Here is a 26391-nt window from a genome sequence, read left to right as displayed (position 1 = left end):
AACGAAAGACATTACGTTTTTGCCTACGTTTCGACAAAAATTCCTCCTAGGCCATTTTTCGATACAGACATCTAACTTTTTTCACCAACCAAAGTCTCTCTACCAGCTGTCTTGCATTTACTTTCCTATTCAACGGAAATTATTAGATTATAATTAGAATACCACGTTTAGCAAATTTGTCAACGGAGATGGATGAAATAGTAACGAAAAAAGCAGCTTCTTTCCAGAAGCTGCTTACGTCTATTTTTATCATTGCTGATTAGGCAGAGTGTCCTACAATTGTGCTACCTGAGTAACCAAAACCGACACGTGTAATACCTGGGTTAATTTCCCAATCACGGTGACCGCTACCTGAAGCTGTTACCATGTTTGTTTCATTGTACCACGCCATGATTACTGAGTTACCTGGAGCCCACATAATTGCGATAACTTCATCTCCGCGAGACCAGTGATCATTTGGGATACCACCTGCTTCAACTTGTGCTGCACGAGCAGTTGCAGAAGCTGCTAAACCTGCATCCCATACTACTGGACGTAAACCTAATGATTGACGTAGAACGTTCAATGCATTGATTGTTGGATCAGCAGAAGGTGTTGGTGGTGTTGGTTTCTCTGGTTCTGGTGTAGGTTCTGGTGTAACTGTTCCACCACCAGTTTGGCCACCATTATTTCCATTATCACTTGGTGTTGTAGGTTGTACTGGTTGTTCTGATGAAGAAGAGCCAGTATTTTCTGTTGCACTATTATCTGTACTTGGTGTAGTTGTTTCAGTTGTTTGTTGCGTGCTTGATTCAGTTGCTGAGCTTGAGCTTGCTGGTGCTTGTGCTTCTGTTGTTGATGAAGAGGCAACTGGTGCTTCTGCTTTCACTTCAGCTTTAGCTGGTTTTGCAGCAGCTTGTTTGGCTTTTTCAGCTGCAGCTTTTTGTTCAGCAGCTAAACGTGCTTGCTCTGCTTCAGCAGCTGCTTTTTGTTTTTCTAAGCCAGCTTTAGAACTTTCAGCAGATGATTGTTCTAATGCTAATGAAGCTTTCATTACGTTTAATTCAGATTGTTTAGAAAGTAAATCTTGACGTTTTGTTTCTAATTCAGCTTCTGTTGCTTCAAGTTGTTTCACTTTTTTCTCGTTTTCAGCTTTTTTATCAACAACAGCTTGTTTGTCTTCTTTTTGTTGTTGCATTAAGTCGTTGTTGGCATTTACGATTGTTGAAACAGCTTGAACACGGCTGATTGCGTCTGCAACTGAGTCCGCATCTAAAACTGCATCTAGCATTGTTGTGCTTTGTCCATTAACTTGAACATCGCGTGCTTGATTTTTGATTGCTTCGTTACGTTTTTCAATACGTTGATTCAAGTTTGTAATTTCTTGTTGTAATTGTTCTGATTTTGCTTTTAGTGTTTGCTTTTGTTCACGTAAAGCCATGCTTTCATCAAATACTGAAGATACTTCTGCTTCTAAAGAAGATACTTGTGAAGCTAAATCCCCTTGTTTTGCTTTTAATGATGAAATTTCTTGATTTTTTTCTTCAATTTTTTTATCAACATTGTCCGCCAAAGCGATGCTTGGGGTAGCAATTGCTGATAGCGTTAATGAACATAGTAATACTGATGCAAATAGACGTTTCTTCACTTGTCATTCCTCCGAATTAATTTCTAAAGTTTATTTAAAATATCTTAATCTTTTCTTACGACAAAAACATTCTACCACACCCATATTTCAATTAAGCAATAGAAATGTTACAAAAACATTTCAGATCATTCCTTCTTTCTTCATAATAGGTAAACTTACCTTTTGTAAGGTTTTTACACCTTGTCATGACTGGTTTTCACGTGTTTTCAATTGTTAAACAATTCTTCGATTTTTTTTCATATTTTTTCTTTTTTTATTCAAATTTTGCTTCTTTTTTGTCGATATATGCTTTTTTTCGTAAAATTAATCATTTTTCCTTCTTTTTATCAAACGTTTTTGTTACAAAATTCGTTATATTTTGGTAATGAATCAAGAAAAAGGCCGCTTCGTTGAGCCGCCTTTTATTGCTTTATTTAAAGAATTATTTTAGTTTCTCTGCTTAAGTAAATAGAATCCAGATAAACCTACCAATAAACCACCTAATAGTAAGAATACTCTTTGAAATTTCTGGGTTTCGTTTGTTTTTGGTAAATGTGTGTCATTGGGTGTAGCCTTCGTTATTTTTTTTGCTGTTGTGTTCGTCTCTGCTAAGAAATTATTATCCTTGAGTTCTGAAGTTGCTTTGGTAGTTTCTACAACAATTGGTTTTTCAGCACTCGAATTTGTCGTAGCAGTCTCAGAACTTAAAGACTCATTCGTACTTGTATCTGTTGTGCTGGAAACAACTTCTTTACGACGATTGGTAAGGATAAATTCATCCTTTGTCTTTGTCATTATACTGTCAAATTCAGATGGCACGTTCACTTCTTCTATCTGATATATAAAGTCTTCACCCCTGTTATTAAACTTTGGTAATACTACTTCTGCGCCATTAACCGTTACTTGATTAATCAGCTTTTGATAGCCTTCTTTTTTGGTTAGTTGCATGACTTCTGAAGTAGACCAAGCAGCTTCTTCTGTTGTCGCTTTTCGAGTTACTTGATATTGAATTGCTTCTGGAATTTCTTTTTCTGCAATATTTTCCCAGTTCTTAATCAATTTTAATTGTACAGTAGGTGCTTTAATTGCTGGAATCGGAAAATCAACTGCTTCTTCTTCTGGAGTTGGCTGTAACGTAGTACGATCATTACATAAAAACCATGTATCTCCTTTAAAATCATTTGTTTCTGTGTTCAATCTAATCTGATAAGTTAATGTTAAACGTTCGTTCTTTCCTAATGAAATAGTAGAAATATGGAGCACTTGATTTTCTTCTGTAACTACGACATCAGTCAATAAGTCACTAGCCTCTAACCATTCACCCGTTGGTATTTTTCGCCAACCTTTTAGTTGGTAGTTATCTTCTGTGAAATTCCCAGCACCTTGTAAAAGAATATTTTCTCCCATCGGATCGATAATGAGCCCCTCATGGATAGTATTATTGATACTCCCAGCTAATTCTTTCAGCGCAGTGCCCAAGCCAGATAAATTTTCATCAATAATCAAATAATTTTTAGGATCAGAAGCTATATTCCTACTAATATACTCTCCTCTTAACGAAGGATTAGCTGCAATTGAATAATAAGTATCTCCTGATTTTTTTAGAGAAACAATGGTTCCTAACGTATTATCTGTCACTGTTGTACTGTTTGTTTGGATAGCGTTAGCATCAGTAGAAGCACTGTTACTTGTATAGTACTGATTGGATTCTGTTTGAAACTCTTCCATGTAGGACGATGTATGGTAACCGTTGTAATCGATAATTTCACCATTATTGGGATAGATTTGAGCATTTTCTCTAGGTAAAAAACTAGCATTTGCACTCCCATCACCAATATGAACCAACATCTTTTTTGCATTTGGACGACTTTTTTCAGCCAATAAACGTTGCCCTTCTAGCAAGCCTTTTTGCATAAATGTACCTGAATGTGGTTCGGCTGTATTTCTTAAAAAGTCTTCTAAGTCATTCATGTCTGTAGAAAAATCCGCGGTGGAGTAAGTTAGTCGATTATAGGCAACAATACCAATTCGAACATGACCATCTGTTAATGAATCTGAAAGTTCTTCGCCGAATTGTTGCAAGCCTTTCAAAGCGTTGTTTAATTTTTCACCTTTCATTGATGAAGAATAGTCAATCACTAACACTAGATCAATGGGGCTTTCTGTTTGATTTCCTTTTACATCTAAAGTCACATTAAAAAGCCCTTGCTGGCCTGTTACAGCCGCCACGCTTTTCTTCAAATAAGCTTCATCTCCATAATTCACATATTTTTCTTCGTCAAATGTCGCTTCAGGGGCATGACCATAATCATAATTGTATGTATTTCCCTCACTAATTCCGTTCGTTAAATAATGACCTTGTTCGTCATTTTTATAGTTAAAATTGTATGTTTCTGCGGAAACGTCTATACTAAAAATAATCATTAAGAAAAAGAACATAAATAAAAATAAGGTTGTTTTTTTCAATTTTTTTAACTCCTTTGTGGTAAGTAATTTCTCATTCAAATGAAATTTGAGCGATATATGTAACTTACTACAGAAATAACTTTTAAGGAGACAAAAAAATGTACTTGCTAAGTACATTTTTTTAAACAATCGAATAAAAAACAAGTTATACTTATTTTAACAAAAAGAATCGAACCAATTGGAGAAGAATAATGGAAATATTAGACACTTTTTTCGGCTCAGAAGTTAAAAAGGAATTGGATTTACTGCGTTTGTTGTACCATAAAAAAAACTTTATTCGTATTGAAACACTTAGTCAATTGTTACAAATGGATCGACGTTCAATTAATAAATACTACGAATCCTTAATTAGTAAACCTTATGTATTGGCTAATAATTGTTCACATATTTTCTCTGCCGAGCGAGGTAAAGGCTATTGTTTCATGGGATCAAAAAAAGAATATAAAATTTTGACGAAGCAAATTTTGCAAAGTAGTCCGTATTTTACATTGCTCGAAAAACTATTCTTTGAAAGCAATGTTCATTTAACAAAATTTAGTATGGACCAATTCTTATCCGAATCAACTGTTCGGCATAAGGTTGCTGAGTTAGATACCATTTTAAAAACCTTTGATTTTTCGATCCAGAGAACCAAAGGCGAGATTCGTTTAGTTGGTGCTGAACCACGCATTCGTTTTTTCATGATTGCTTTCTATTGGCGCGTTTTTTCTGGTCTCGATTGGCCATTTGCTGACGTCTCGCAAACAAAATGTGAAACCCTTGCGAAAGAGCTGATTGCTTTAGGCTATTTCCCAGCCAATCAATTGAATATGAAACTTATTTGTTATATTTTAGCGGTAAATATTATTCGTTATCGAAAGGGATTCCAGATAAATTTCCTGCTTTCTGAATCTATTTCTTCTTTATCTGATGAAGATCAAGAAGTACTGCTTCAATTTGTTGATACTCATCATCTACTAAAAGAACATTTAGAAAATCAATTAACGAACGCCTTTCTGTTACCCAAGAGTGAAAGCCAGCTGATTTTTTTATTTCTATTAACAAATACAACAGTACAACTCTCGAACAAACATTTTATAGATTTAATCGAACCTAACCAACCATTTTCAGAGACGAATTCTTTTATTAAAAAGATTCTTCACTCCCTTGAAACAGAAAACCCTCATGCCTTTGAAACGACAAAAAACAGGGGCTTATTCACAAAACAATTAGTGGCTGGTCTTCTTTTCGTAGAGTTATTTGAACAAATGGATTTTACACTTACTGGCTACAATATTAAGAAGTATTTATTACAAAATTTTGCTCATTTATTTGAGCATGCACAAAAGATAGTCGCCGAGCAAGACATCTATGTTTCGAACCCAGCTAAACAAACTGGCTTAGGCCTTCAATTATCGATGGCCTACACGTTAATTACTGCTCCAACAGCTTTCAATCAAACAATTCACATAAAAATAGAAACAGACTTACCTACACCGATTGAAGCGATTATCATTCAACGAATTCGTGAAACGTTTGCAAGTTTCTATCACCTTGCAATTAATCAATTGTCTGAAGAAGATAGGTACGACCTTTATTTAAGCACTACGCCTTTGCTGCAAGTAAAACAAGCTGCACCATTTTTATTAATTAATGCGCAAGTTTCTTTACCTGACTTACTAGCGATTCAAGAACAATTAGATCGGTTGGTAGCAAAGAAATGATTTAATTCTGTTATAAATAGAACTCGAGGAACAAAAAAATAACTAAAACAGGATCAATCAAACACATCTTCACCTTTATCAAAAAAAGCTCAAAAAGTTAGTTGCGCAAACTAACCTTTTGAGCTTTTTGATTTTTTTCTTAACGAATGATTTCGACTTTTTTGTCTGTCTTGACTGTAACACGGCCGTTTTTAATAACATATAACCGTTCTGGAATATCAATAATCGCATGTTCAACCACTTTTGTGTCTAATAAGACTAAATCTGCTTTATTCCCAACTGCGACACCGTATCCTTCTAGTCCCATCGCACGAGCAGGACTTGTTGTTACCATTGGTAGCACTGTTTTTAAGTCATCCGCTCCACCTAGGTGCCCAACAGGAATGGCTAGCATCGCTGTTTGAACAATATCCCCTGTGCCATATGGTGTAAAAGCATTGCGAATATTATTTGTAGCAATACAGATATTCACGCCACCATCGCGTAATTTACGGATTGGCGTAACCGCACGTCGAACATTGTACTGATCACCGCGAGCTCCTAAATGTAAATCCGTTGCTGGTAACGCCATCACGCTAATATTTGCTTCCGCCATTTTTGCAATAATAGGCGCCAATTCTGCTTCAGGTAAGGCATGCAATGCCGTTAAGTGGCCCACTGAAACACGGCCTTGGTAGCCTTCAGCGATGGTTTTTTCACATAAATATTCAATACTCATATCATCAGCTTCATCGGCAAAATCTTGGTGTAAATCTACATCTTTATCATATTTTTTAGCAATTTCAAACACTAAATCAATATGTTCTTTCGCTGGTGCATCATTATAAGGAATACCGCCGACAACGTCTGCGCCCATATCCATTGCTTCATACATCATTTGTTCTGTTCCAGGGGCTTTAAAAATTCCTTCTTGCGGAAACGCAACTACTTGCATGTCAATTAACTCTTTGTATTCTTCTTTCAAACGCATAATTGTTTTGAAGCCAGTAAAACCTTGCGCTGGGTCAAATTCTGCATGCGTTCTTAACGCCGTGGTTCCATGAACGATTAACATTTCTAAGGCACGCTTAGCACGGTCATAAATGTCTTCTTCGGTAAATGTTGGTTTTAATTCTGCGGTTACTTCAATTGCTTCTTTCAACGTACCTGATTTATTTGGTTTACGATCAGCGATTAATGCCTTGTCCAAATGTAAATGGCTTTCTACAAAACCTGGGATTAAAACACGACCATCTGCTTCGATGACTTCTTTGGCATCGCCAGTAATAACTGGGGCGATTTCAATGATTTTTCCTTCTTTAATAGCTACATCTTGTAATGCTTCACCGTCTTGAAGACGAACTTGTTTAATTAATAAATCCATGTTTTCCACTCCCTAAATTGTTTTTTATCCAAAGATTAAACCGATAACTAATAATAGTACAGAGGCAATACTTAACCATTTCACGTTTCCTTTAACTACATCCAAAATTGGAATTTGGAAGCCTGAAGATAAAGCTTGCATAGTAATATTAACGAAACTCATTTGACTACCTAAACCAACACCCATTGCTACAAAACCTAATGCTAACGGCGGGAAGTTCAACGATACAGCAACTGGTAGCACTAAAGTTAAAACAGAACCTACGTAGGCCCCAGCTGGAATCCCAATTAAAATCCCTGTTAAAATGGCAACTGGCACGACAATAAAGGCTGGTGCATTTTCAGCAACACCTGCGATGACAGCAAACGTTCCTGTTTGTGCAATAACATTAATAAAGGCTAAGAAAATCCCTACTTGGAATAAACGAGTCAAAATATATGTAGACCCATCTACCATCGCTTCGACAGATTTGTTCATTGAGAAATCTGTACATAAGAAAATTAAAACTAATGTTAAAATCATGTATACAAGTGGCGTAAAGAAGGCAAAACCAATTAAATCATTCACAATTGGTCCAAAAATTACAGCAAACAATAAGAAAATGGCTGGCAAGGTAATTTTAAATAATTCACCATTGCTCTTTTTATCAAATTCATCATCTGCCGACTCTTTAAAGCCAACATTTCTATGTTTCGTGCCCCAAAAGGCTAAAACAATCGCTAATGCTACGAAGAATAACCAGTAAGGTCGCATGGTTGAAACATATGAACCGACACTGATATCACCTAATTTTGAAACAATACTTGATTCTAATGAAGCGGGTGATGTTGTAAATGATACCGCAGCAGCTAAAGACATTGCTGCAATTAATTCAGGAACAACGCCAACTGCAGCAAAGGCCAATGGCGCAATAACCATCGCACTTCCGCCACCAATTCCTGACATATATGTGGCTGCGGCTAATAAGATAACAATAAAAGCTGAAACATACTCGACTTTTCCTTTTGTGCCTCGTTTGGCTAAAGTTAATGCAGCTGAATAACTACCTGCTTTAAAGACCGCCATCGCAACAGCTGAATTAATGATGGGAACGGTAATTCCTAACATCATCGGGATAGCTTCCAACATCTGTTTATTCGCTTCTTCTAGTCCAATGCCACCAATCAGCATCGCTAAGACGCCACCAATTAAACCAGCAATAATCATATCGACTTTCATAAACAATAGAACCAAAACAACAATCAACGGAATAATCACAACTAATGCCATGATTCCTGTCGGGGCAACTACATCCCCAATCTCATCAGCAAAGGCCGCAACTGGCACAAAAATACTAACTAAAAATGCAAAAATAAGTGCTACTTTTGACGATTTTTTCATTTTACTTTCCTCCAATAGAAAGAAGGCGAGAGCAACGCAGCAGCGAATACTCTCTGCGCTCCTCATTATTTGGCAAAGGCACCTTGCCCGCCATATTTATCGTAATGTACAATCTCACTAACTAAATAATCATAAATACTTTGTGGAATTTCAATGCCTTCTGACATGGCTTTTTGATAGTTTAGCTGACCAATTTCTCCTGGATAGTAAACTTGTTGAAACCCTTCTGCTGTAGGCACACTATGAAGTTCTTCCACCATTTGATTAATATTTTCTTTAAATCGTTCAGAATCTGTAAAGCGGCTTGGATCAATGACTAAAAACATCTGACCCAGATTCCGTTTCTCCGTTAAATCCGCATACATGGAACTGACATGTTTACCAAAAGGTAAGCCTAACAACGAACCAGCTAAGACATCGACCATCATCATTAGTCCATATCCTTTTGGTCCTGAAATCGGCAATAAACCTCGTACTTCATAAGGATCAGTCGTTGGCTGGCCTTTTTCGTCTACTGCCCACGTGTCGGGAATTTCAACATCTCTTGAACGTGCATCTAAAATTTTCCCCCACGCCTGTACTGTCGTAGCCATATCAAACACGACTGGTTCATGACCTGCTCTAGGTGCTGCAAAAGCGATTGGATTTGTCCCAAAATAATTGCTTGTACCACCAAACGGTACCACCATTGGATCAGATTGACACATCGAAAGAGCAACCATGCCTTGTTCCGCTGCTTTTTTAACATAATACGATAACGTCCCACTATGACTCGTTTGAGAAACGCCAACATATGCTAACCCTGATTCTTTGGCTAGGTCAACTGCAGCAGCTAATGCTTCGTTACAAACAAATTGACCCACGCCATTATCGCCATGAAAAATGGCAGTGGACGGTCCAGTTTTTTCAAATGATAATTCGGGGTCAATCGTGATCCCGCCTTTTGCAATCCGTTCCGCATAATAATCCATACGAACCGCCCCGTGTGAATGAATACCGCTAGCATCTGCAAAAGTTAAATGTCGAGCAACTTCTTCGGCATGTTCAGAATGTAAACCAGCAGCTTCTAATTTTTGCTTCATCAGCTTTTCTAATTTTTCCGGTGTAACGACAACCATTTCTTCCATTGCGCTTGCTCCTTTATCATTAATCTTAAAAAAGGGAAAGAAAACAAGTGATTTTCTTCTTCGTCCTTGCATTTCCTCCCCTTTTTTCACTACTTATTGCTACTGTTAAAGACAGTATAGTCAATTTCATCCACTGATTTTGCAACTAGAATAGCAGAGTAAACATCTGAATTGACATTTAAAATTGTTCGTAACATGCCAACAAACCATTCGACGCCTGCAAAAATTGCAATACTCTCAATGGGTAAACCCATTTGCGGAACAATCACTGCCAGTGAGACTAAGCCCGCACCGGGAACAACTGCGTTTGCTAGTGAGACAAACGTTGCTGTAATTGCTAAGTAAATCATTTTCGTAATATCAAACTCTAGCTGATACATCTGAGCGATAGTCATTACAGTAAAAGCCATATGCATCGCTGAACCGTTACTGTTTAACGACATACCTAACGGCAACACTAAGTTAGTAATTCGCTTACTTAAACCTAATTTTGTTTCTGTTTCTTCCAAAGCTACTGGTAAAGTAATTGCTGAAGAAGTTGTCGCCAAGGCCATCACAGACATATTTTTCATGTTTGTAATTAAACGTAGTGGACTTACTTTACAGTACAATGTGATAACCAAAATCCAGATGCCCAAAAATAAAATAGTTCCTAATCCATAGACCAATAGATACTTCACTAACGGTAAAATAATTTGAAGGCCTAAGTGACTAATTGTTGAAGCAATTAAAGCAAAAATCCCCAGAGGTGCTAGATACATGACGTATCGAATGACTGTAATGATAACTTCATTAAAGTCCACAATTATTTGGAAGAGTTGTGTCTCTGGATGGCTTTGTAAGTATTTATTCAGTGCTAAACCAAAAAATAATGCAAAGACAATAATTTGAATAATCGATCCTTGAGTCAGTGAATCAAAAATATTTTTCGGAACGAAATTTAAAATCGTATCAGTGATTGAGATTTCTTGCGCTTTAATAGAAGCATCTTGGAAGCCAGTCATTTTAACACCGTATCCTGGATTAAAAATGACTGCCATTAGTACGCCCCATAAAGCGGCAGCTAAGGAGGAAATCCCGAAAACAGCGATTGTTCTACCCCCAAGGCTCGTTAATTCTTTTGGATTAATACTGCCAACTGCTTGGACAATTTGCCCTAAGATCAAGATAGGAATAGCCATTTGCATCAGTCGCAAAAAGACATCTCCAACTATTTTCAAGTAATTGCCGCTAGCAGGAATCAAGAGTCCTACGAGGATTCCTACGACAACAGCAATTGCAATTTGGGTGATCATGGACGGTTTTTTCATGGTAAACTACCCCTTTTGACTGATCACAGTTCCTGCTTCTTTATCGATGTTTTCTAAGTTTTCGATAGAAGTAATGATTGCTTTCCGTTTGTCATCACCTTTTACGAAGTCTAAGGCAGCTTCGATTTTTGGTAGCATACTACCAGCAGCAAAGTGACCTTCTTTAATGTATTCTTCTGCTTCGGCTACACTGATTTGTTCTAATGCTTTTTGATCTGGTTGATTGTAATTAATGTAGATGTTATCAACGCCTGTCAAAATAATCAAACGGTCTGCATCAACGTTTTCAGCTAAAACACGTGCAGAGAAATCTTTGTCGTTAACCGCTTCCACACCTACGTATTGTCCGTCTTCTGCTACGACAGGAATGCCCCCGCCACCAGAACAGATAGTTAAAACGTCCGCCTCTACTAAAGCACGAACCGCCTCTTTTTCAACAATTTCTTTAGGCATTGGTGATGGAACAACTTTTCGATAGCCACGGCCAGCATCTTCCACATACGTAGAGCCATCTTTGGCTGCTTCCGCGTCAGCTTCTTCTTTTGTATAGAATGGACCAATTGGTTTTGATGGTTTTTTAAACGAAGGATCTTCTTTGTCCACACGCACTTGCGTAACTACAGAGATAACTGGTTTAGCAATGTTACGTTTTTCAAACTCATTAGTTAAAGCATTTTGTAACCAGTAACCGATGCTTCCTTGTGTCATCGCAACACAAGTATCCAATTTCAACGCTGGATTTTTTTCACTTTCGCCTGCTTTTTGTTGTAAAAGCAAATTCCCTACTTGTGGTCCGTTTCCGTGACAGACAATGACTTGTTCCCCTTTGGCAACAAATTCTGCAATATATTTGGCCGCGTGATTAACGACGGCTTTTTGGCCTTCATCTGTTGGATCCGTATCTAAAATAGCATTCCCACCTAGGGCAATTACGTTTAAACTCATTGATTGATTCGCTCCTTTTTAGTAAAGCAAAGACAAAATCTTTTCAGTATCGACGGATAAGAAATAATTTGTTTACGAAATGAAAGATTTTGTCTTGCTCATTTTGATTGTTTCAGTCATTATCGAAGGGATAATTAACCTAATTTCGGTTTACTTTCATCTTTAGCTAAGAAAGCAAAAGCTAGTAAACCAATAACTAATAGTACACAAGAAAGATAGAAGCCAACTTGCATTGAGCCTGCTGTATCTGCTAAATATCCTGTGACATACGGTGCTAGGATTGACCCTGACATCCCGATAAAATTATAGGCACTTAACGTTGTTCCTAAGGCCGCTTTTGGTGCATGTTTGGTAACAAAAGTCACCATAATTGGATCTAACGCTAATTTCCCTGTTAACCCATAAAGAATTAAAACAGAAATTAACAATGTCCGATTTGTTACAAAAGCAATCGCAAAGACAGATAGGATTGCTAAAGGTACTAATGTAAAGACTAATTTTTTCGTCGCACCTGTTTTATCATTCAAACGAGCGAAGATTAAGGCGCCTGGAATAGAGGCCCATGGTACAAGTGATGAAATAAAACCAACGCTCGCTCCTGTAAAGCCACGTTCAGCAATTAAAAATTGTGGCAACCAAGTAATAATAACAAAGTTTGCATAAATACTTGTGAAACATAAAATAAATGCGGCTAATAAATTACGATTTGAGAAAATTTCTTTTAATGAGATCTTTTCTTGCGGTCCTTCTTCAGCAGCTGCTCGTGCGGCTTCTTCGCCAGGACGAATCACTTTTTCTTTCAAAATTGTATAGAAAAGAATTCCTACGATAAACGTTGGAATCGCCATGATAAAGAATGGTTTGCTCCAATGTTCACCATTTTCTAAAACCAACTTACTTGAAAGTAAGTACCCACCTGATGTACCGAAGGCCATCCCACTATTGATGATGGCATTACCGATGGTCCGTTTACTTGCTGGAATCGCTTCTGTCGATAACGCATATTGCGGGCCATAGTAAGCTCCTTGACCAATACCAGCAATTGCACGAATGACTAAAAACATAACAAAGGTTGTCGCTAATCCACTAAAATAAGTAGAAATAGCAAGAACGATAAACCCAACAGCAATGACTAATTTCCGCCCAATTTTATCGCCAATCATCCCAAAAGGAATCTGTGCAACAGCATAGGTTAGAAAGAAGATACTATTGGCTAAACCAAGTTGTGTGTTACTTAGACCAAATTGTTCTCCAATGACCCCCATCACTGGATTAAAAATAGTTCGTGTTGCGTACATTAAAATCCAGCCTACGAAGAAAATGGCTACGACTTTAATCCAGTAACTATTGCTCACTTGCACTGCTTGATTTTTTTTACTATTCTCCATGTCTTCTCCTCACTTCTCATCTAACTCTACAGATTGTAAAGCTAGTAACATTCCAAATGACATATCTTTACCAGAGGAATGTCCGATTTGTATAATTCTGTCAATATTTTCGTCAACTCTATTATCCCGATGGTTCTCCAAATCCAAGAGTAACTGATACAACAATGAATTTACATATCCTTTAGCCGAGCTTGCAATATAGCCTTTACTAACATCTGTTGTGGATAAATTTGCTGCCGAAAGAGTAGCGGCTAACGCCGCAGCTCTTTCATCAGCAAGTATGAACAGAATTGTTTGATACGCTACTAAAATGTCATCACCACTCGGGGTTAACCCTTTGCCCCGACCAATCAGATAATTCGTTACTTCTTGCCATTCCGATAGTGTCCAAACTTTTTGTTTTTGGCTCATTTTTTTGAAAATATGCTTTGCTCGTTCGTCTAAAGGCAGGCCAATTCTACGTTCTAAGTTTCTCGCTAATAAGCGGTCTTGCAACAAGCGTAATTGGTCTTTTTCTAACTTGAAATGAGTAATGTTTAAAGAAACGACCTCAGCAGGTGTGAGTTGGATCGTTTTCACGCCGACTGTACTGTAAAAGGTCAACTGATTTTCTGTGATTTTGACTTTATTACCTTGTTGTACATACGGAAAGATTTCTTGAAACAATTGATCTGGCAAAAACATACCAAAGCTTGATAAATAATTATGGAAGTTCGCAACATTGATTAATTGATCCTGGACTTTCAGATTAAATGAACGTTCAAAAACACTGTGAATGGTTCCCATCTTGCCATATTGGTGGATAGGAAAAATGTAGTCACTAATGACTAGTTGGTTATTCAACCGTAATGCCTAGTTTCTCAGCATACGCTTCTAGGGCTTTTTCAAAACAGCCTAGAGGTGCTCTAACTGTCCCTGCACCAATTTGACCAACACCGGCATTTTTATGTGCAATCCCTGTATTGATGATTGGTGTAATTCCTAATTCCACCACTTTACGGATATCAATTCCTAAACAAGTTCCTTGGAAATCCCAAGTTGGAATTGAAAATGTTGGGTTGTGTCCTTCACAGATTTTTGCCATTTCATTTGAGGTTGCTAACGCATCTTCAAAGCCACCTGCACCAACAAACCGTGTTACGCCAGGTGCAGCTACCATAGCCATTGCTCCAACGCCTACTGTTTCAGTAATTGCACTATCCCCGACATCAGGATTTCCGTCTTCTTCGCTGAAACCAGTGAAGTAAAGACCTTTTGGTGTATTTACTGGTGCGGTATGCCATTGATCGCCTGTTTCTGCAATCCGGACCCCAAAGTTCACGCCGTTACGAGTCATCGTTGTGACAATCGTTCCGTTGGTATCTTTACGGGCACCATCAACAATTGCTTTTCCAGTTGCCATCATGACATTTAAGAAGAATTGATCTGTGTCAGCTAAGAATTTGATTACTTCGTATTTTTGATCTTCTGGAATATCTGTTTTGATAATTAATGGAGACAATTCTTTTAAGAAGTTCAAAGATGCGGCAATATTTCTTTGGTGGAACTCGTCACCCATTGTAATAGAGCGCGCAATCAATACGTTTAAGTTCAAGCCTTCTTCAGAAAGTTTCAAAGCTTTCGCAATAGTTGGTCCTAAAACATCTTTAATCCAATCTAAACGATCAACCACTTCTTGTGAATAAGCACCAAAACGCAATACTTTACCGATACCTTCATTCAAGATACAGTATGCTTCGTTACCTTCTAAGCGATTTTCTACAACAAAGACTGGCATATTACCAGAAGTAATACCGCCCATTGGTCCAACTGCTTTTACATGGTGACAAGGAATGAAACGTACTTCGCCAGCTTCAAAAATCTTCAAAGCATCTTCTTCGTTGTCTGCCCAACGTTCGAATAATGCTGCACCGATACAAGCACCTTTCATTGGTCCAGTCATTTCAGACCATTGGATTGGTGGTCCAGCATGAAGTAATGTTTTTTGTGCGTCATCATTTAATTCTGGAATCACTGATTTTGCAGGTACCACATCTACTAAGAATGGTTGTGCATTTTTAATTTTGTCTGTTACTTTGTGATTTTCAGCTTCGATTTGTTCACTGTAATCTTCCAAAGCATCCAAAATTTTAATCATTTTTTTATTGCCGTTGGCACGCGGACGCCAGTTAAATTGAACAGTTTCGCCACCGTAATCAACGATTGATTCTGTAAAGCTTTGTAACCCAACGTTAATGATTCTTGGTTTGGTTGTTAATAGTTCCATTACTTTTTCGCCTGGTTTTGGTACATCGACAGTTGGTCCGTTGTAAGCAACCACTTCTTTATCGTCTTCTGAAATTTCGATTCCTTTTAACAATAAAGCTAATTGAACAGCTTTAGCATTGCTTTCTGCAACTAAAACGCCGCCTTCTTTCAAACGATCAACCGACGATTGGTAATTTTGCGGATCTTTCGTCGTCCCACAAACAGTTGCAACAAAGTAAAGATCACGTCCGGCTTCTTTGGCTGTGGCACGCGCTTCTTCAATTGCTGGTAACAATGCACCAACCATGTCTTCATGAGCACCGTAGCCTAACACCACATCGAATAAGATAATCCCAGTTTTTTCATCTTGTGCGTATTCACGAATTTTTTCGATACGAACATCTGGGTCAATCATTGGGTGGGGACGACCTTGTGTATACATATCATCGCCTAAGTCAATGACTTCATAACCGTGAGATTTCAAGACATAACCTTCTGCTTTCACTAAACCGCCAAGGTCTAAAGCTTCAGAAATTAACATACCTGCTTCAGAAGCTAATGTACCACCTGAATATAAGCCTTTTACAACTTTATCTTCTGGTAATGTTGGTACAGCTGGTTTTGCTAATGCTTCAAAGTAATTTTTCTTCACGGCCACATCATTTGCTAAATCAACAGCAATTTTAGCTGTTTCTTCTAATGTATGAGCTAGATAAACTTTGCCTTCGTGACTTGTTGGTTTTTCTCCTAAGAAAATCGCAACGACTGGTTTTGAAATACTTTGTAATAATTCAACCACTTCATCACGAACTTCTTTTGCAGGTGGTTTAGAGATGACTGTAATCACATCGGTTGGTTCGTGATTTTCTAAGGCCACAATAGCATCTTTCACAGTGATAGCGCCTACTTTGTCGCTTAAGTCACGACCACCAGTACCAATGGCGTGAACAACTCCGCCACCTAAGCGGTCAATAATCGTTGTAACTTCTTGAATCCCTGTTCCTGAAGCACCAACAACGCCAATGTTTCCTGGAGAAACAACATTTGTAAAGGCGATTGGAATACTTGAGATAATACCAGTTCCACAGTCAGGGCCCATCATTAGTAAGCCTTTTTCATGCGCTAATTTTTTCAAACGTACTTCATCTTCAATTGACACGTTATCCGTGAAAGAGAACACGTGTAAATCATTTTTTAAGGCACGTTCCATTTCTGGCGCACCATATTCACCAGGAATACTGAATAGCGCTACATTCGCCTCTGGTAAAAGATCAAACGCTTCTGACCAAGAAGTTGCTGCTTGTGCTTCTTCACTAGTTCCCTTTGCTGATAAATCATCTAAGAATTCATCAATCGCTGGCATAACTTCTTCCATGATGTTTTCTTTTTCACTGTCAACCACAATCATCATGTCGTTTGCAGATGCACTATTGGCCTCATCCGTTAACAAGTTCGTGTTGTTAAGGATGTCTTTGTTGGCATCTGTTCCCATCATGATTTGACTCATGGTTACACCATCTAATGCATTGATTTTATTGGTCAATAACATTAAGTTGATGGAGTCTTGGTAATTGTTTTTCAAAATTACTGTGTGTAACATTGTTCATCCTCCTATCTATTCCTTACAATGCTATTGTATCGAAACGAGAAAGTGTTTTCATCGGACATAATTCTAAAAAAATGGTATAATTTTTATCCATAAGAGGAAAAAAGGAGAAAACGATGAAATTAAGAGAGTTATTATCGATAGGTGACTTAAAAAAAGGTAAAATTTTGACGAAAGAGATTGGTTTAGACAATGAAGTTGATTCGGCAATGGTCTTAGAAGCGATTGATATCGAGAACTGGAGTAGAAAGAATCAGTTAATTTTGACTTCTTTCTACGCATTGCATGATCTACCCGAAAAAGAGTTGGAAAATTTTTTCGTAAAGATGCGCCGAATTGGCATCAGCGGCTTAATTTTGAAAACAGATCGATTCATTAAAATGATTCCAGAGTGGTTTATCGAATTATGTTTCAATTATGAAATTCCTTTAATTAAAATCACACAAGACATTAGCTATGAAAAAATTCTATTTACGATTTACGAGCCTTTGTTGAATTATCAGTCGCATGTCTTACGTACGTATTACGATGTGCGCCAACGTTTCACCAAATTAGAGCGCCAATACCCAACGGTTGAGACGATTACGCAAGAATTTTATGACATCATTAAATTACCCTTCGCTTTAAAAATGTTGGATAAACATCTGGAAATTAGCGATGGTGACTTACCCCATGATGCGATTGTGCTCTCAAGAGAAAAACTAAAAAACAGTGAATTCACTAAAAATGATTACTCTCTTTTAACACTTTATTCTCATGCCAACCCCAAAAAACAGTTGGCACTAGAAGTTTCTATTTTCAATAGTTATTCCACTAATTGTTTACTTCTGGTTTATTTACAAGATGAAAAGGTTAAAGAAACGGATTTAGTGATTATCGAAAATGCGATTGATGTCTTACAAGAAAAATTCAATACCGAAAATTTGTTAAAAAAAGAACGGTATACTCGTTTGAACAACTTAGCGGATGCTATTTTACAAAATACACCGCAAAATCCTGACGAGCTAAACAGTTTGCTTCGTGAAGTGCAAATGCAAGAGCTAGATTCTTACCAAGCGATTGCTTTTTCTACCAAAGACACCAATACACAACTCATGAAAGAGCGAATTATTGCCTTACTTCGTACCCTGCGTGTGAAATCCATCTTCTTCGATCAGCTAAATTATTCGGCGGTCCTTTTTAACTTCAATGAAAGTGATGGAAAAATTACAAAGCTGCAATTAAGTCGTTTATTAGCTGAACTTTTAGAAGAAAACGACACGCTTACCGTTGCCGTCAGCAGTTTAAAATCACGAGAAGGGATTAAAGAGCTACTGATTGAATGTCTGGACATTCTGCGCTTTAATGAAACTTTTTATAACGGACCAATTGTCACCTTAGCCGATATCGGGGTATTTAAAAATTTTATCCGCGAAGACCAATTGGAAAATTTAGACGAATTAATTCCTCGCGCACTTTATCAATTAGCCGAAAATAACTACGATTTGTTTGAAACCTTGTACAGTTTTTTCCAAAATAATCGCAACTATAAACAGACCTCTGAAGCGATGTTCCTTCATTCAAAAACGATTCGTTATCGTTTAAACAAAGTGGAACAACTTCTTGATATTGACTTAGCCAATCCCTTGCAATTGTTAAATTATGAAATTGCCACATACATTATAAAGATGAGGAGACGTGCACTTGAAAAACAATCAAACACTCGCTAATGGCGCAACAGTTACTATCTACCCCACTACGACTGAATCAACGAACTATGTCGTCTATTTACATGGTGGCGGGATGATTTATGGAACCAAAAGTGATTTACCAGAAGAACTGAAGGAGCTGTTTACAAGCAATGGCTATACCGTTTTAGCGCTGGACTATTTGTTGGCTCCAAATACAAAAATCGATCACATCTTAGGGACGCTAACAGAAACCTTCCAATTGCTAAACGAAGAGATTATTCAAAATCAGCCATTTGGTTTGTGCGGACGTTCCGCTGGCGGTTATTTAATGTTACAGTTAACCAAACAATTACAAACACTAAATTTGACGCCACAATTTTTACGGCTATACAGATTTAGAATTTATTAAAGAGCCACGAAAATTATTAAAGCAAGCCATTTCCGCTAAAGAAATAGCTACCATTGACCAAACAAAGCCTGTTTGGGATGATCCTTTTCTTTCTCGCTATCTGCTGTATCATTACAGTATTCAGCAAGGGCTATTGCCGCACTTTTACGGATTACCAGAAAATGAGGACTGGTCTGCTTACGCACTGTCAGACGAAACATTAAAAACGTTTCCACCTTGTTTCAGTACAGCTAGTAGCTCAGACGAAGAAGTGCCGTTCCGCTATAGCAAAAAAATCGGACGGACCATTCCTGAGAGTACCTTTAAAGCGGTTTACTATTTAGAACATGATTTTTTAAAACAAACCAAAGATCCTTCGGTCATCGCTTTGTTTGAGCAATTGGATAGCTGGTTGAAGGAACGATAAGCATAACAAAAAAAGAAGCGAGAAATCTCGCTTCTTTTTGTTATTTTTGATAAAGTGTGGTTCCTTTTACCACACTGATTTCCACTGGTGTCTGACGAGCGACAAAAGCCGCCGCACATTCTGCTTCAGTGAGTAAGTAAGTTGCTTCAGCACCAACTTGCGGCCAATTTGCTTGCCCTTGTTCATCTAAAGTCGTGATACCATCTGTCACTAAGCCTAATAATTGTGTTAAAGCATCTTGATCTTTCACATTAAAAAGTTCACCTAAACGAGCCAATTTTTCTTGTAATGAGCCATCACCATAAGGAGACCAGCAATCGTAGATATTGTCACAACCAAGATGGACATTGACTCCATGACGTAACAATTCCATAATTGGCGGAATCGTGTTAGGTGTGATTGGTACGCTGGAATTAATATGAATTTTTTCTGCTGCTAAAGCATCATAAACTTCGTCACGTTCTTCACCAATGAAATCATTTAACCCGAAGGCATGGCTGATAAATACTTTGTCTTGTAGGCCATATTCTTTCGTTAAACGGATAATTTCTTTAATCGTTGTTGTCCCAGCTTCGTGACGGTCATGTAAATGAATATCCACACCGACACCATGTTTATCTGCTAAGCGGAATGTTTCAGCCAATGATTTTTTGTAATCACCATCTAGTGAATAAGGATCCACGCCACCAATAAAATCGGCACCTTTTGCCAATGCTTGATCAACTAATTCAACGGAATCTGAACGCAGTAAGCCGTGCTGTGGAAAGACGACAATTTCTACCGCAAATGGTTTCGTTTGGGCCAACGCTTGGACTTCATCAAAATAACGTAAGTCTGTCATCGGTTCCACGTCGACATGTGTTCTGAAAGCTGTCGCGCCATGTGGTAATTCTAAGTCAATTAAATGGTTGGCGCGTTCTGTTAAAGAAAGTTCTAAACTATCTAAATAAGGGATTTCTGTTTCGACACGTTCCACAATTGACTTCGCTGGCGTCACCGGATACCACGGAACACCTAGTTTACTTTTATCAAAGTGACAATGTTTTTCAATCAAACCTGGTAAAATCAATTGATGGTGACCATCAATAATTGTCAACCCAGGTTCTTCTACCAATTCTTCATTGGGGATGATTTTTGTAAATACTCCATCTGTTACTTCAATTGCCACTTCTTTGGTTACTGTCCCAGATAACCAGTCACCTTCTTTTTGATACCCTGTTTCAATTCGAACATTTTTTAACCAATAATTCATACTTTCCTTCACTCCTACCTGTATTTATTCCTTCCCGAAAGGACACAATACTTAGTTGTACTGTGCTAAAATTTTACTAATTTCCGTATAACCTTTTTGATTGGCATAGTCCATTGCTGTTCGACCAGAATTGTCTTTAATGGATTGATCCGCACCATTTTCCATTAACAATTTTACAATATCTTGGTAAAGTTGGTTCCCTTCACGTAACCCCACTGCCTCAATCAATGCTGTATAGCCAAAGTCATTTTGGAAATCTATGTCTTCTCGTCCATCTTCTAACAAGAGCTTCACATTGTCAATATGTCCTTTTTCAGCTGCTGGAATTAACGCATTGCCACCGTAACGGTTATGCTTAGTTAAATCTGGTGTCGCATTTTTTAACATATACGCTAAAATCTCCGTACGTCCTTGCGCTCCCGCATAAAGATAGGGACTATCACTAATGCTATTTTGCAGATTAATATCGGCATCCCGATCAATCAACGCTTTTGCAATCTCAATGTCATTATTGTGCACAGCAATATTGAGCGGTGTATTGCCTTCTGTGTCGACTTCATCCACTTGATAAGTAGTATCTTGTAAAATTTCCTTGACCTTCTTCGTATCTCGTTGATTGGCTGCTTCTAAAAGCGCACCCACTTCATAGGTCTTCATCGGTTCTTTCACTTCCTCTTTTGATGTTGTTTGAGCCACCGAACGGGTTGTACTGGTGCTTTCAGTTTTTGCACTACTTTGAGTAGTCACCGTTTGACTATTTTTTGACGCTGCGGAAGGTGTTTCTCCTCCTTGACACGCAGCAAGTAATGGAATGGTCACGACACTTAATAGCCCCATTAAAATTTTTTTGTTCATTGTGCTCAACTTCCTTTCCTCGAGAGAAATATGAGATTTTTCTCCAGTGGTTCTAATCTAACGAATCTTTTTTTATTTGTCGATTAAAACGCTTTCTCTGTTTTTCTATTTTAAAAAGAGAGAAACCAAAAGCAGGAAGTCCTGCTTTTGGTTCCTATTCTCATGTCTAGTTTTTAAAAGGTAAATGTTGGATTAAAAGTTCCTTGGTAAGGTTCATGTTCCACGAACACTTGAATATCATTACCAGCGTTATCTTTACCCATTCGAGTATACGTAAATCGATCATTGTTTAGTTCCGTTAATTCTAGCGCCGCACCGTAACGATTCGTACCAATAGATACATGGGCCCGAATCTTGTTATTGTCCACCACTTGGAAATACCCAAAGTCGCCGCGGGTTTCACCCGTTTGTAAATTGAAAAATTCATATTTACTTGTGTTTGGATCAAATTTCGCTAAACTAATGAAATTTTGATTGGCCGCTGTCACATCATTCCCATTTTTATCTACGACTTTTGTGCCATTCCACAAGGTTGTTCCTAAAATTTTATCCCCTGATTTATTTGTCACAATTTTGCCAGTTTGATTGGTTAATGCTTCACGTCCATTTGTAAAAGCTAATTTTTTCCCATGATAAGGGATATGTTCCACGTAAACTTCGACATCATTCCCCAGTTTATCTTTTCCTAAACGTTTGTAAGTAAATTTATCTTTACTTACTTCAGTTAAATCCACTATGGCTTGATAATTTTGTGTCCGCGAAATTAAAATTCGTTTTGTACCATCACCTGTCACAAAAAATGTTCCTTCGTCACCACGGGTTTCCCCAGTATTTTTGTCGAAAAACTCGTAAAAACCGGTTTCACCATCATATTTTGCTAACCCAATAAAATTAGCATTTTCTGCCGTTAAATCATTACCTGCAGCATCATAAACTCGGGTTCCTTGCCAGTCCGTATCAGATAAAATCTTAGTCGCCTTGTCGCCTTTTGTTTGGCCATTGTTTTGATGTTTACCTAAATTTGCTGTAGCACTGTTTGGATTGGCTGCATGATCTGCAAATGCTGGACTTGCATAACCTGCTATCAGTAACGTACTTAATGTTACTAAAGTAATCGAACTTAATACTTTCTTTTTCATAAAGCATCGCTCCTTTTCTTTGATAAACCTATCTTAACAAACGATTCTAAACTACCACTGTCAGAAAAATGAACAATTTATAAACGATTAAAAACAACTATAAACTATTTTTTTGTTAAAAATAAAGTGGTCAAAAGAATCCTTTACTTTCTTTTGGCCACTTCATCTACTCGTAATTGACTAATTAGAACGTGAAGTCTGGCGTAAAGTCGCCTTCATACGGTTCATGTTCCACAAAAACTTTAATTTCTTTGCCGTTATTGTCTTTACCCATTCGTGTATACGTAAAACGTTTATCATTTAATTCTGTTAATTCTAATGCAGCTCCATATTTATTGTCACCAATTGAAACATGGGCACGGATTTTGTTATTATCAATTACTTGGAAGTAACCAAAATCTCCACGGGTTTTACCCGTTTCTAAATCAAAGAATTCATATTTACTTGTTTTATTATCAAATTTTGCTAAACTAATAAACATTTTATTTGCTTCAGTAACATCATTACCGTCTTCATCTAAAACTTTCGTGCCATTCCATAATGTGGCCCCTAAAATGTCATCGCCAGGTTCATTGGTAACAATCTTGCCAGTTTCTGTTTCTAAATCTTTACGACCGTTCGTAAAAGTTAACTTTTTGTCAGAATAAGGGACATTTTCTACAAAGACTTCTACATCTTTACCATCTTTATCTTTCCCCATTCGCTTATAGGTAAATTTATCTTTCGTCACTTCCGTTAAATCAACCACTGCTTGATAGTTTTGTGTATCCGAAATTAAGATACGCTTTTCGCCATCGTCTGTCACGAAGAATGTGCCTTCATCGCCACGGGTTTCACCTGTTTCTTTGTCGAAAAATTCATAAAAACCTGTTTCACCATCATATTTTGCTAAACCAATAAAATTAGCATTTTCTGCTGTTAAATCATTATTGTTTTTGTCGTAAACTTTTGTGCCTTGCCAATCAGTACTGGATAAAATTTCTGTTAATTCTTGTCCTTTTGATTGCTCTTTAGCTGCTTCTGCTGAACTAGAGACTGCAGTGCTTGAGCTAGCTGCACTTGATTTATCTGTTGCAGAGTTGGCTCTGCCAGCACAGCCTGCAATCAACAACGTACTAAAGGTTAATAAGGTAAGCGCACTAAAAACTTTTTTCTTTTTCATGGTTGGTAATCCCCTTTTTCTTTTTGATATATCTAGAATAGCAAAGCCTTATAAACTCCTACTTGCCGAAAAATGAACAAATTATAAACAAATGAAAAAAAGTTAATAACAATACTAGCTTTTTTTTGTTCACTTGTAATACACTATAAGTAAGAAATAGATTAAAACCACTAGGAGGGACGCTTTTGACCATTAAACGCCGCTTTTTTATTTCTTATATTAGTGCCATCATTATTACTTTAGCCTCTGTTTTAGCTGTTTTATCCTTAGCTTCTTACATCACATTAGGAACTGTCCCCAGTTTGCCCCAAGCTTACCGAATGATGAATAAGCAACGACCATTGACCGCTAACGAAGAAGAAAGTTATTTGGCCTTAGATCAACTGCTAAAAAAATCACCGAAATTACTAGATACGCCTTTGAGTAAAGAATTAAAGGAAACGATTCAAACAATTGAAGCAAAAGGATTAAGTGTGATTATTCGAAAGAATGCACGGTTTCCTTATTATTCGGATAATTTAGTAGAAAAATCTTTGTCTGTACATATTCCAAACTACGAAATGAATAATATTACGCCAACTGGCACACTGGATAACGCAGGGCGTCTGTATCATTATGTCAAATCCGATTTTCATTATTTAGATGGTTCTAACGGGAGCTTTATTGTCTTGAAACGCGAAAGCAGCCTTTTTGAATTCTTCACACGCTGGATTATCTGGATGATTTTGTTAATTATCCTTGTAGCAATTACGGCAGCTTGGCTCATTAATAAGCGCTTAACCAAAACCACTATCGAGCCATTAGAAGCATTAGAAAAAGCGACTAAAACATTGGGTAAGGATGCCCAAAAAGAAAATCCATTTACACCAACTAGCCACCAAACCGTCTCAACAGAAGTCAAACAGCTCCAACTTAGTTTTGAACAAATGTGGCAAGATTTAGAAGAAGCCAATGCGGAACGCGAAAAATATGAAGCTAATCGGAAAGAATTAATTGCCAATATTTCTCATGACTTAAAAACACCAATTACTTCTATCATTGGTTACGTTGAAGGCTTGATGGATGGTGTTGCCAATACCGAAGAAAAAAAACAGCGCTATTTAACGGTCATTCATGAAAAAAGTTTAGGCCTCAATGATTTAATTGAAGAATTATTTTTGTATTCTAAATTAGACCTAGACCGTGCTGTCTTTACAATGGAAAAGACCAATTTCACTCGTTTTATTGCACATATTCTTGAAGAATACCGTTTGGAACAAGAACTCGTGATCACTTCTGTCCTTCCCACCGAAGCTTTATATGTTCAAATGGATCCAACGCAGATGAATCGCGTAATTACCAATCTAATTCAAAATAGTATTAAATTTGCGGATCCCACTAAAGAACAACTAGCCTTTACGATTTCTTTAACGCATAATCAAACAGACTTAATTTTAACCATTACAGATAATGGTATTGGTATCGATGAAAAAGAATTACCTTATTTATTCGAACGCTTCTATCGTGTGGACAAATCTCGAACCCCAACGGTCAAAGGAAGCGGCTTGGGGTTAAGTATTGTCAAACAAATTATTGACTATCATCAGGGAACAATCACTGTCACAAGTAAAAAAGGAGACGGCACCAACGTGATAATTACGCTGCCGTTGTTGGAGGATGAAAAATGAAACCACATGTATTAATTATTGAAGATGATCCAAGTATTGCTGATTTGCAAAAAGATTATTTAGAAATTAACGATATGACTGTCACAATCGAACATGATGGAAAAAAAGGATTGGAAGCAGCTTTAAATGAGCCCTTTGATTTAATTATTTTAGATGTGATGCTGCCAACTATGGATGGTTTTGAAATCTGTCGTGCAATTCGGAAAAAAAAGCAAACGCCGATCATGATTGTTTCGGCTAAAAAAGAAGATATTGATAAAATTCGTGGTCTTGGCTTAGGTGCGGATGATTATATAATTAAACCGTTTAGTCCCAATGAATTGGTCGCTCGAGCAAAAGCCCATATGAACCGCTATCAATTGTTAAGCAAGGCAGAGCAACCGCCACAATTACTAAAAATCAATGAAATCGCTGTCGACACTGCCGCCCACAAAGTGTTTGTTTTAGAAAATGAAGTTATTTTTACAAGCAAAGAATACAAATTGTTGGTTTTCTTGATGGAACATCCTAACCGTGTGTGGAATAAAGAAGAACTTTTTGAAAGTGTCTGGGGGTTTGATGCCTTAGATACTGAGGTTTCGACTGTCGTTGTTCACATTAAACGGATTCGGGAAAAATTAAAAAAAGCCAATCTTTCTGACTCTCCAATTGAAACACTCTGGGGAAGTGGCTACCGCTTCAATCGATAAA

Annotated in this window: 19 protein-coding genes, 1 pseudogene and 1 other annotated feature (1 of these 21 running past the window's edge); of the genes and pseudogenes, 6 read left to right on the top strand and 14 right to left on the bottom strand. The window is 37.5% G+C overall.

Annotated elements, in window-relative coordinates; all coding sequences use genetic code 11:
- Positions 1 to 142: a binding site (T-box leader), on the bottom strand; it reaches 88 nt to the left of the window's first position.
- Between the two features lie 117 nt (positions 143 to 259).
- On the bottom strand, positions 260 to 1627 hold the full coding sequence (locus IGJ63_RS01445) for a PcsB-like coiled-coil domain-containing protein (protein ID WP_438745825.1): 1368 nt from the start codon (positions 1625 to 1627) through the stop codon (positions 260 to 262).
- 185 nt (positions 1628 to 1812) lie between these two features.
- Here IGJ63_RS01445 and IGJ63_RS01440 point away from each other — a divergent pair, with 185 nt between their 5' ends.
- Complete coding sequence (locus tag IGJ63_RS01440; RefSeq protein WP_033591568.1) at positions 1813 to 1992, top strand: hypothetical protein; 180 nt, start codon at positions 1813 to 1815, stop codon at positions 1990 to 1992.
- A gap of 61 nt (positions 1993 to 2053) precedes the next feature.
- On the opposite strand, the gene IGJ63_RS01435 is transcribed toward IGJ63_RS01440, so the two are convergent.
- Positions 2054 to 4189 carry a vWA domain-containing protein gene (locus IGJ63_RS01435; protein WP_438745823.1) on the bottom strand — a complete coding sequence of 712 codons (2136 nt, stop codon included), beginning with the start codon at positions 4187 to 4189 and terminating at the stop codon, positions 2054 to 2056.
- Between the two features lie 74 nt (positions 4190 to 4263).
- Between IGJ63_RS01435 and IGJ63_RS01430 the strand changes: the two genes are divergently transcribed.
- The gene (locus tag IGJ63_RS01430) at positions 4264 to 5775 is read left to right on the top strand and encodes a helix-turn-helix domain-containing protein (protein ID WP_202254167.1); all 1512 of its coding nucleotides are present in this window, start codon (positions 4264 to 4266) and stop codon (positions 5773 to 5775) included.
- 139 nt (positions 5776 to 5914) lie between these two features.
- On the opposite strand, the gene IGJ63_RS01425 is transcribed toward IGJ63_RS01430, so the two are convergent.
- The 8 genes from IGJ63_RS01425 to fdrA all read right to left on the bottom strand — a co-directional run bounded on the left by IGJ63_RS01425 (position 5915) and on the right by fdrA (position 17135).
- A complete protein-coding gene (locus IGJ63_RS01425) occupies positions 5915 to 7138 on the bottom strand; it encodes an amidohydrolase family protein (protein ID WP_002383666.1) in 1224 nt (407 codons plus the stop codon).
- 24 nt (positions 7139 to 7162) lie between these two features.
- Positions 7163 to 8584 carry a hypothetical protein gene (locus tag IGJ63_RS01420; RefSeq protein WP_002383665.1) on the bottom strand — a complete coding sequence of 474 codons (1422 nt, stop codon included), beginning with the start codon at positions 8582 to 8584 and terminating at the stop codon, positions 7163 to 7165.
- Positions 8584 to 9645, bottom strand: a complete 1062-nt coding sequence (gene allD / locus IGJ63_RS01415) for an ureidoglycolate dehydrogenase (protein ID WP_002413499.1) — start codon at positions 9643 to 9645, stop codon at positions 8584 to 8586. Before allD ends, IGJ63_RS01420 begins: the two co-directional genes overlap by 1 nt.
- Positions 9646 to 9734: 89 nt before the next feature.
- Positions 9735 to 10955 (bottom strand): dicarboxylate/amino acid:cation symporter, encoded by a 1221-nt coding sequence (locus IGJ63_RS01410; RefSeq protein ID WP_002361159.1) that lies wholly within the window; start codon positions 10953 to 10955, stop codon positions 9735 to 9737.
- Positions 10956 to 10961: 6 nt separating this feature from the next.
- Positions 10962 to 11900, bottom strand: a complete 939-nt coding sequence (gene arcC, locus IGJ63_RS01405; RefSeq protein WP_002355252.1) for a carbamate kinase — start codon at positions 11898 to 11900, stop codon at positions 10962 to 10964.
- A 134-nt stretch (positions 11901 to 12034) separates the two neighbouring features.
- Positions 12035 to 13288: an MFS transporter gene (locus IGJ63_RS01400; RefSeq protein ID WP_002355251.1), complete on the bottom strand. Its 1254-nt coding sequence runs from the start codon at positions 13286 to 13288 to the stop codon at positions 12035 to 12037.
- A gap of 9 nt (positions 13289 to 13297) precedes the next feature.
- Positions 13298 to 14131, bottom strand: a complete 834-nt coding sequence (locus IGJ63_RS01395) for a DUF2877 domain-containing protein (RefSeq protein ID WP_002415952.1) — start codon at positions 14129 to 14131, stop codon at positions 13298 to 13300.
- Positions 14124 to 17135 (bottom strand): DUF1116 domain-containing protein, encoded by a 3012-nt coding sequence (gene fdrA, locus IGJ63_RS01390; protein WP_002355249.1) that lies wholly within the window; start codon positions 17133 to 17135, stop codon positions 14124 to 14126. The genes IGJ63_RS01395 and fdrA overlap by 8 nt, the downstream gene beginning before the upstream one ends.
- A 122-nt stretch (positions 17136 to 17257) precedes the next feature.
- Here fdrA and IGJ63_RS01385 point away from each other — a divergent pair, with 122 nt between their 5' ends.
- Entirely contained in the window at positions 17258 to 18850 is a 1593-nt protein-coding gene (locus IGJ63_RS01385; protein ID WP_101731658.1) for a PucR family transcriptional regulator, read from the top strand.
- Positions 18825 to 19626: pseudogene (locus tag IGJ63_RS01380) on the top strand (alpha/beta hydrolase). Before IGJ63_RS01385 ends, IGJ63_RS01380 begins: the two are co-directional and overlap by 26 nt.
- A 40-nt stretch (positions 19627 to 19666) precedes the next feature.
- Here the strand turns inward: IGJ63_RS01380 and IGJ63_RS01375 are convergent.
- From IGJ63_RS01375 to IGJ63_RS01360, 4 genes are all read right to left on the bottom strand, one after another.
- Positions 19667 to 20878: an amidohydrolase family protein gene (locus IGJ63_RS01375; RefSeq protein ID WP_010816281.1), complete on the bottom strand. Its 1212-nt coding sequence runs from the start codon at positions 20876 to 20878 to the stop codon at positions 19667 to 19669.
- A gap of 51 nt (positions 20879 to 20929) precedes the next feature.
- Positions 20930 to 21733 carry an ankyrin repeat domain-containing protein gene (locus IGJ63_RS01370; RefSeq protein ID WP_002364973.1) on the bottom strand — a complete coding sequence of 268 codons (804 nt, stop codon included), beginning with the start codon at positions 21731 to 21733 and terminating at the stop codon, positions 20930 to 20932.
- Positions 21734 to 21906: 173 nt separating this feature from the next.
- Complete coding sequence (locus IGJ63_RS01365) at positions 21907 to 22872, bottom strand: DUF4822 domain-containing protein (protein ID WP_101731657.1); 966 nt, start codon at positions 22870 to 22872, stop codon at positions 21907 to 21909.
- A 184-nt stretch (positions 22873 to 23056) separates the two neighbouring features.
- Positions 23057 to 24034, bottom strand: coding sequence for a DUF4822 domain-containing protein (locus tag IGJ63_RS01360; protein ID WP_438745819.1), 978 nt, complete (start codon positions 24032 to 24034; stop codon positions 23057 to 23059).
- Positions 24035 to 24357: 323 nt separating this feature from the next.
- Between IGJ63_RS01360 and IGJ63_RS01355 the strand changes: the two genes are divergently transcribed.
- Together IGJ63_RS01355 and IGJ63_RS01350 are read left to right on the top strand one after the other, a co-directional pair.
- Positions 24358 to 25701, top strand: a complete 1344-nt coding sequence (locus IGJ63_RS01355) for a sensor histidine kinase (protein WP_180758861.1) — start codon at positions 24358 to 24360, stop codon at positions 25699 to 25701.
- Positions 25698 to 26390, top strand: a complete 693-nt coding sequence (locus IGJ63_RS01350) for a response regulator transcription factor (protein ID WP_002355236.1) — start codon at positions 25698 to 25700, stop codon at positions 26388 to 26390. Before IGJ63_RS01355 ends, IGJ63_RS01350 begins: the two co-directional genes overlap by 4 nt.
- Position 26391 lies beyond the last annotated feature (1 nt).

The sequence above is a fragment of the Enterococcus sp. DIV1375a genome (assembly GCF_051712205.1).
In the GTDB taxonomy this organism is placed as follows: domain Bacteria; phylum Bacillota; class Bacilli; order Lactobacillales; family Enterococcaceae; genus Enterococcus; species Enterococcus faecalis.
Note: the sequence above shows the minus strand (reverse complement) of the source record. Positions and strands in the feature narration are given on the sequence as shown.

Bases quoted from the DNA above. Each gene is read 5' to 3' on its own strand.
- IGJ63_RS01400 (WP_002355251.1), bottom strand. From the start codon at position 13,288: ATGGAGAATAGTAAAAAAAATCAAGCAGTGCAAGTGAGCAATAGTTAC.
- IGJ63_RS01350 (WP_002355236.1), top strand. From the start codon at position 25,698: ATGAAACCACATGTATTAATTATTGAAGATGATCCAAGTATTGCTGAT.
- IGJ63_RS01420 (WP_002383665.1), bottom strand. From the start codon at position 8,584: ATGAGGAGCGCAGAGAGTATTCGCTGCTGCGTTGCTCTCGCCTTCTTT.
- IGJ63_RS01410 (WP_002361159.1), bottom strand. From the start codon at position 10,955: ATGAAAAAACCGTCCATGATCACCCAAATTGCAATTGCTGTTGTCGTA.
- allD (WP_002413499.1), bottom strand. From the start codon at position 9,645: ATGGAAGAAATGGTTGTCGTTACACCGGAAAAATTAGAAAAGCTGATG.
- fdrA (WP_002355249.1), bottom strand. From the start codon at position 17,135: ATGTTACACACAGTAATTTTGAAAAACAATTACCAAGACTCCATCAAC.
- IGJ63_RS01365 (WP_101731657.1), bottom strand. From the start codon at position 22,872: ATGAAAAAGAAAGTATTAAGTTCGATTACTTTAGTAACATTAAGTACG.
- IGJ63_RS01425 (WP_002383666.1), bottom strand. From the start codon at position 7,138: ATGGATTTATTAATTAAACAAGTTCGTCTTCAAGACGGTGAAGCATTA.
- IGJ63_RS01360 (WP_438745819.1), bottom strand. From the start codon at position 24,034: ATGAAAAAGAAAAAAGTTTTTAGTGCGCTTACCTTATTAACCTTTAGT.
- IGJ63_RS01385 (WP_101731658.1), top strand. From the start codon at position 17,258: ATGAAATTAAGAGAGTTATTATCGATAGGTGACTTAAAAAAAGGTAAA.
- arcC (WP_002355252.1), bottom strand. From the start codon at position 11,900: ATGAGTTTAAACGTAATTGCCCTAGGTGGGAATGCTATTTTAGATACG.
- IGJ63_RS01355 (WP_180758861.1), top strand. From the start codon at position 24,358: ATGAATAAGCAACGACCATTGACCGCTAACGAAGAAGAAAGTTATTTG.
- IGJ63_RS01430 (WP_202254167.1), top strand. From the start codon at position 4,264: ATGGAAATATTAGACACTTTTTTCGGCTCAGAAGTTAAAAAGGAATTG.
- IGJ63_RS01375 (WP_010816281.1), bottom strand. From the start codon at position 20,878: ATGAATTATTGGTTAAAAAATGTTCGAATTGAAACAGGGTATCAAAAA.
- IGJ63_RS01440 (WP_033591568.1), top strand. From the start codon at position 1,813: ATGACTGGTTTTCACGTGTTTTCAATTGTTAAACAATTCTTCGATTTT.
- IGJ63_RS01370 (WP_002364973.1), bottom strand. From the start codon at position 21,733: ATGAACAAAAAAATTTTAATGGGGCTATTAAGTGTCGTGACCATTCCA.
- IGJ63_RS01435 (WP_438745823.1), bottom strand. From the start codon at position 4,189: ATGTACTTAGCAAGTACATTTTTTTGTCTCCTTAAAAGTTATTTCTGT.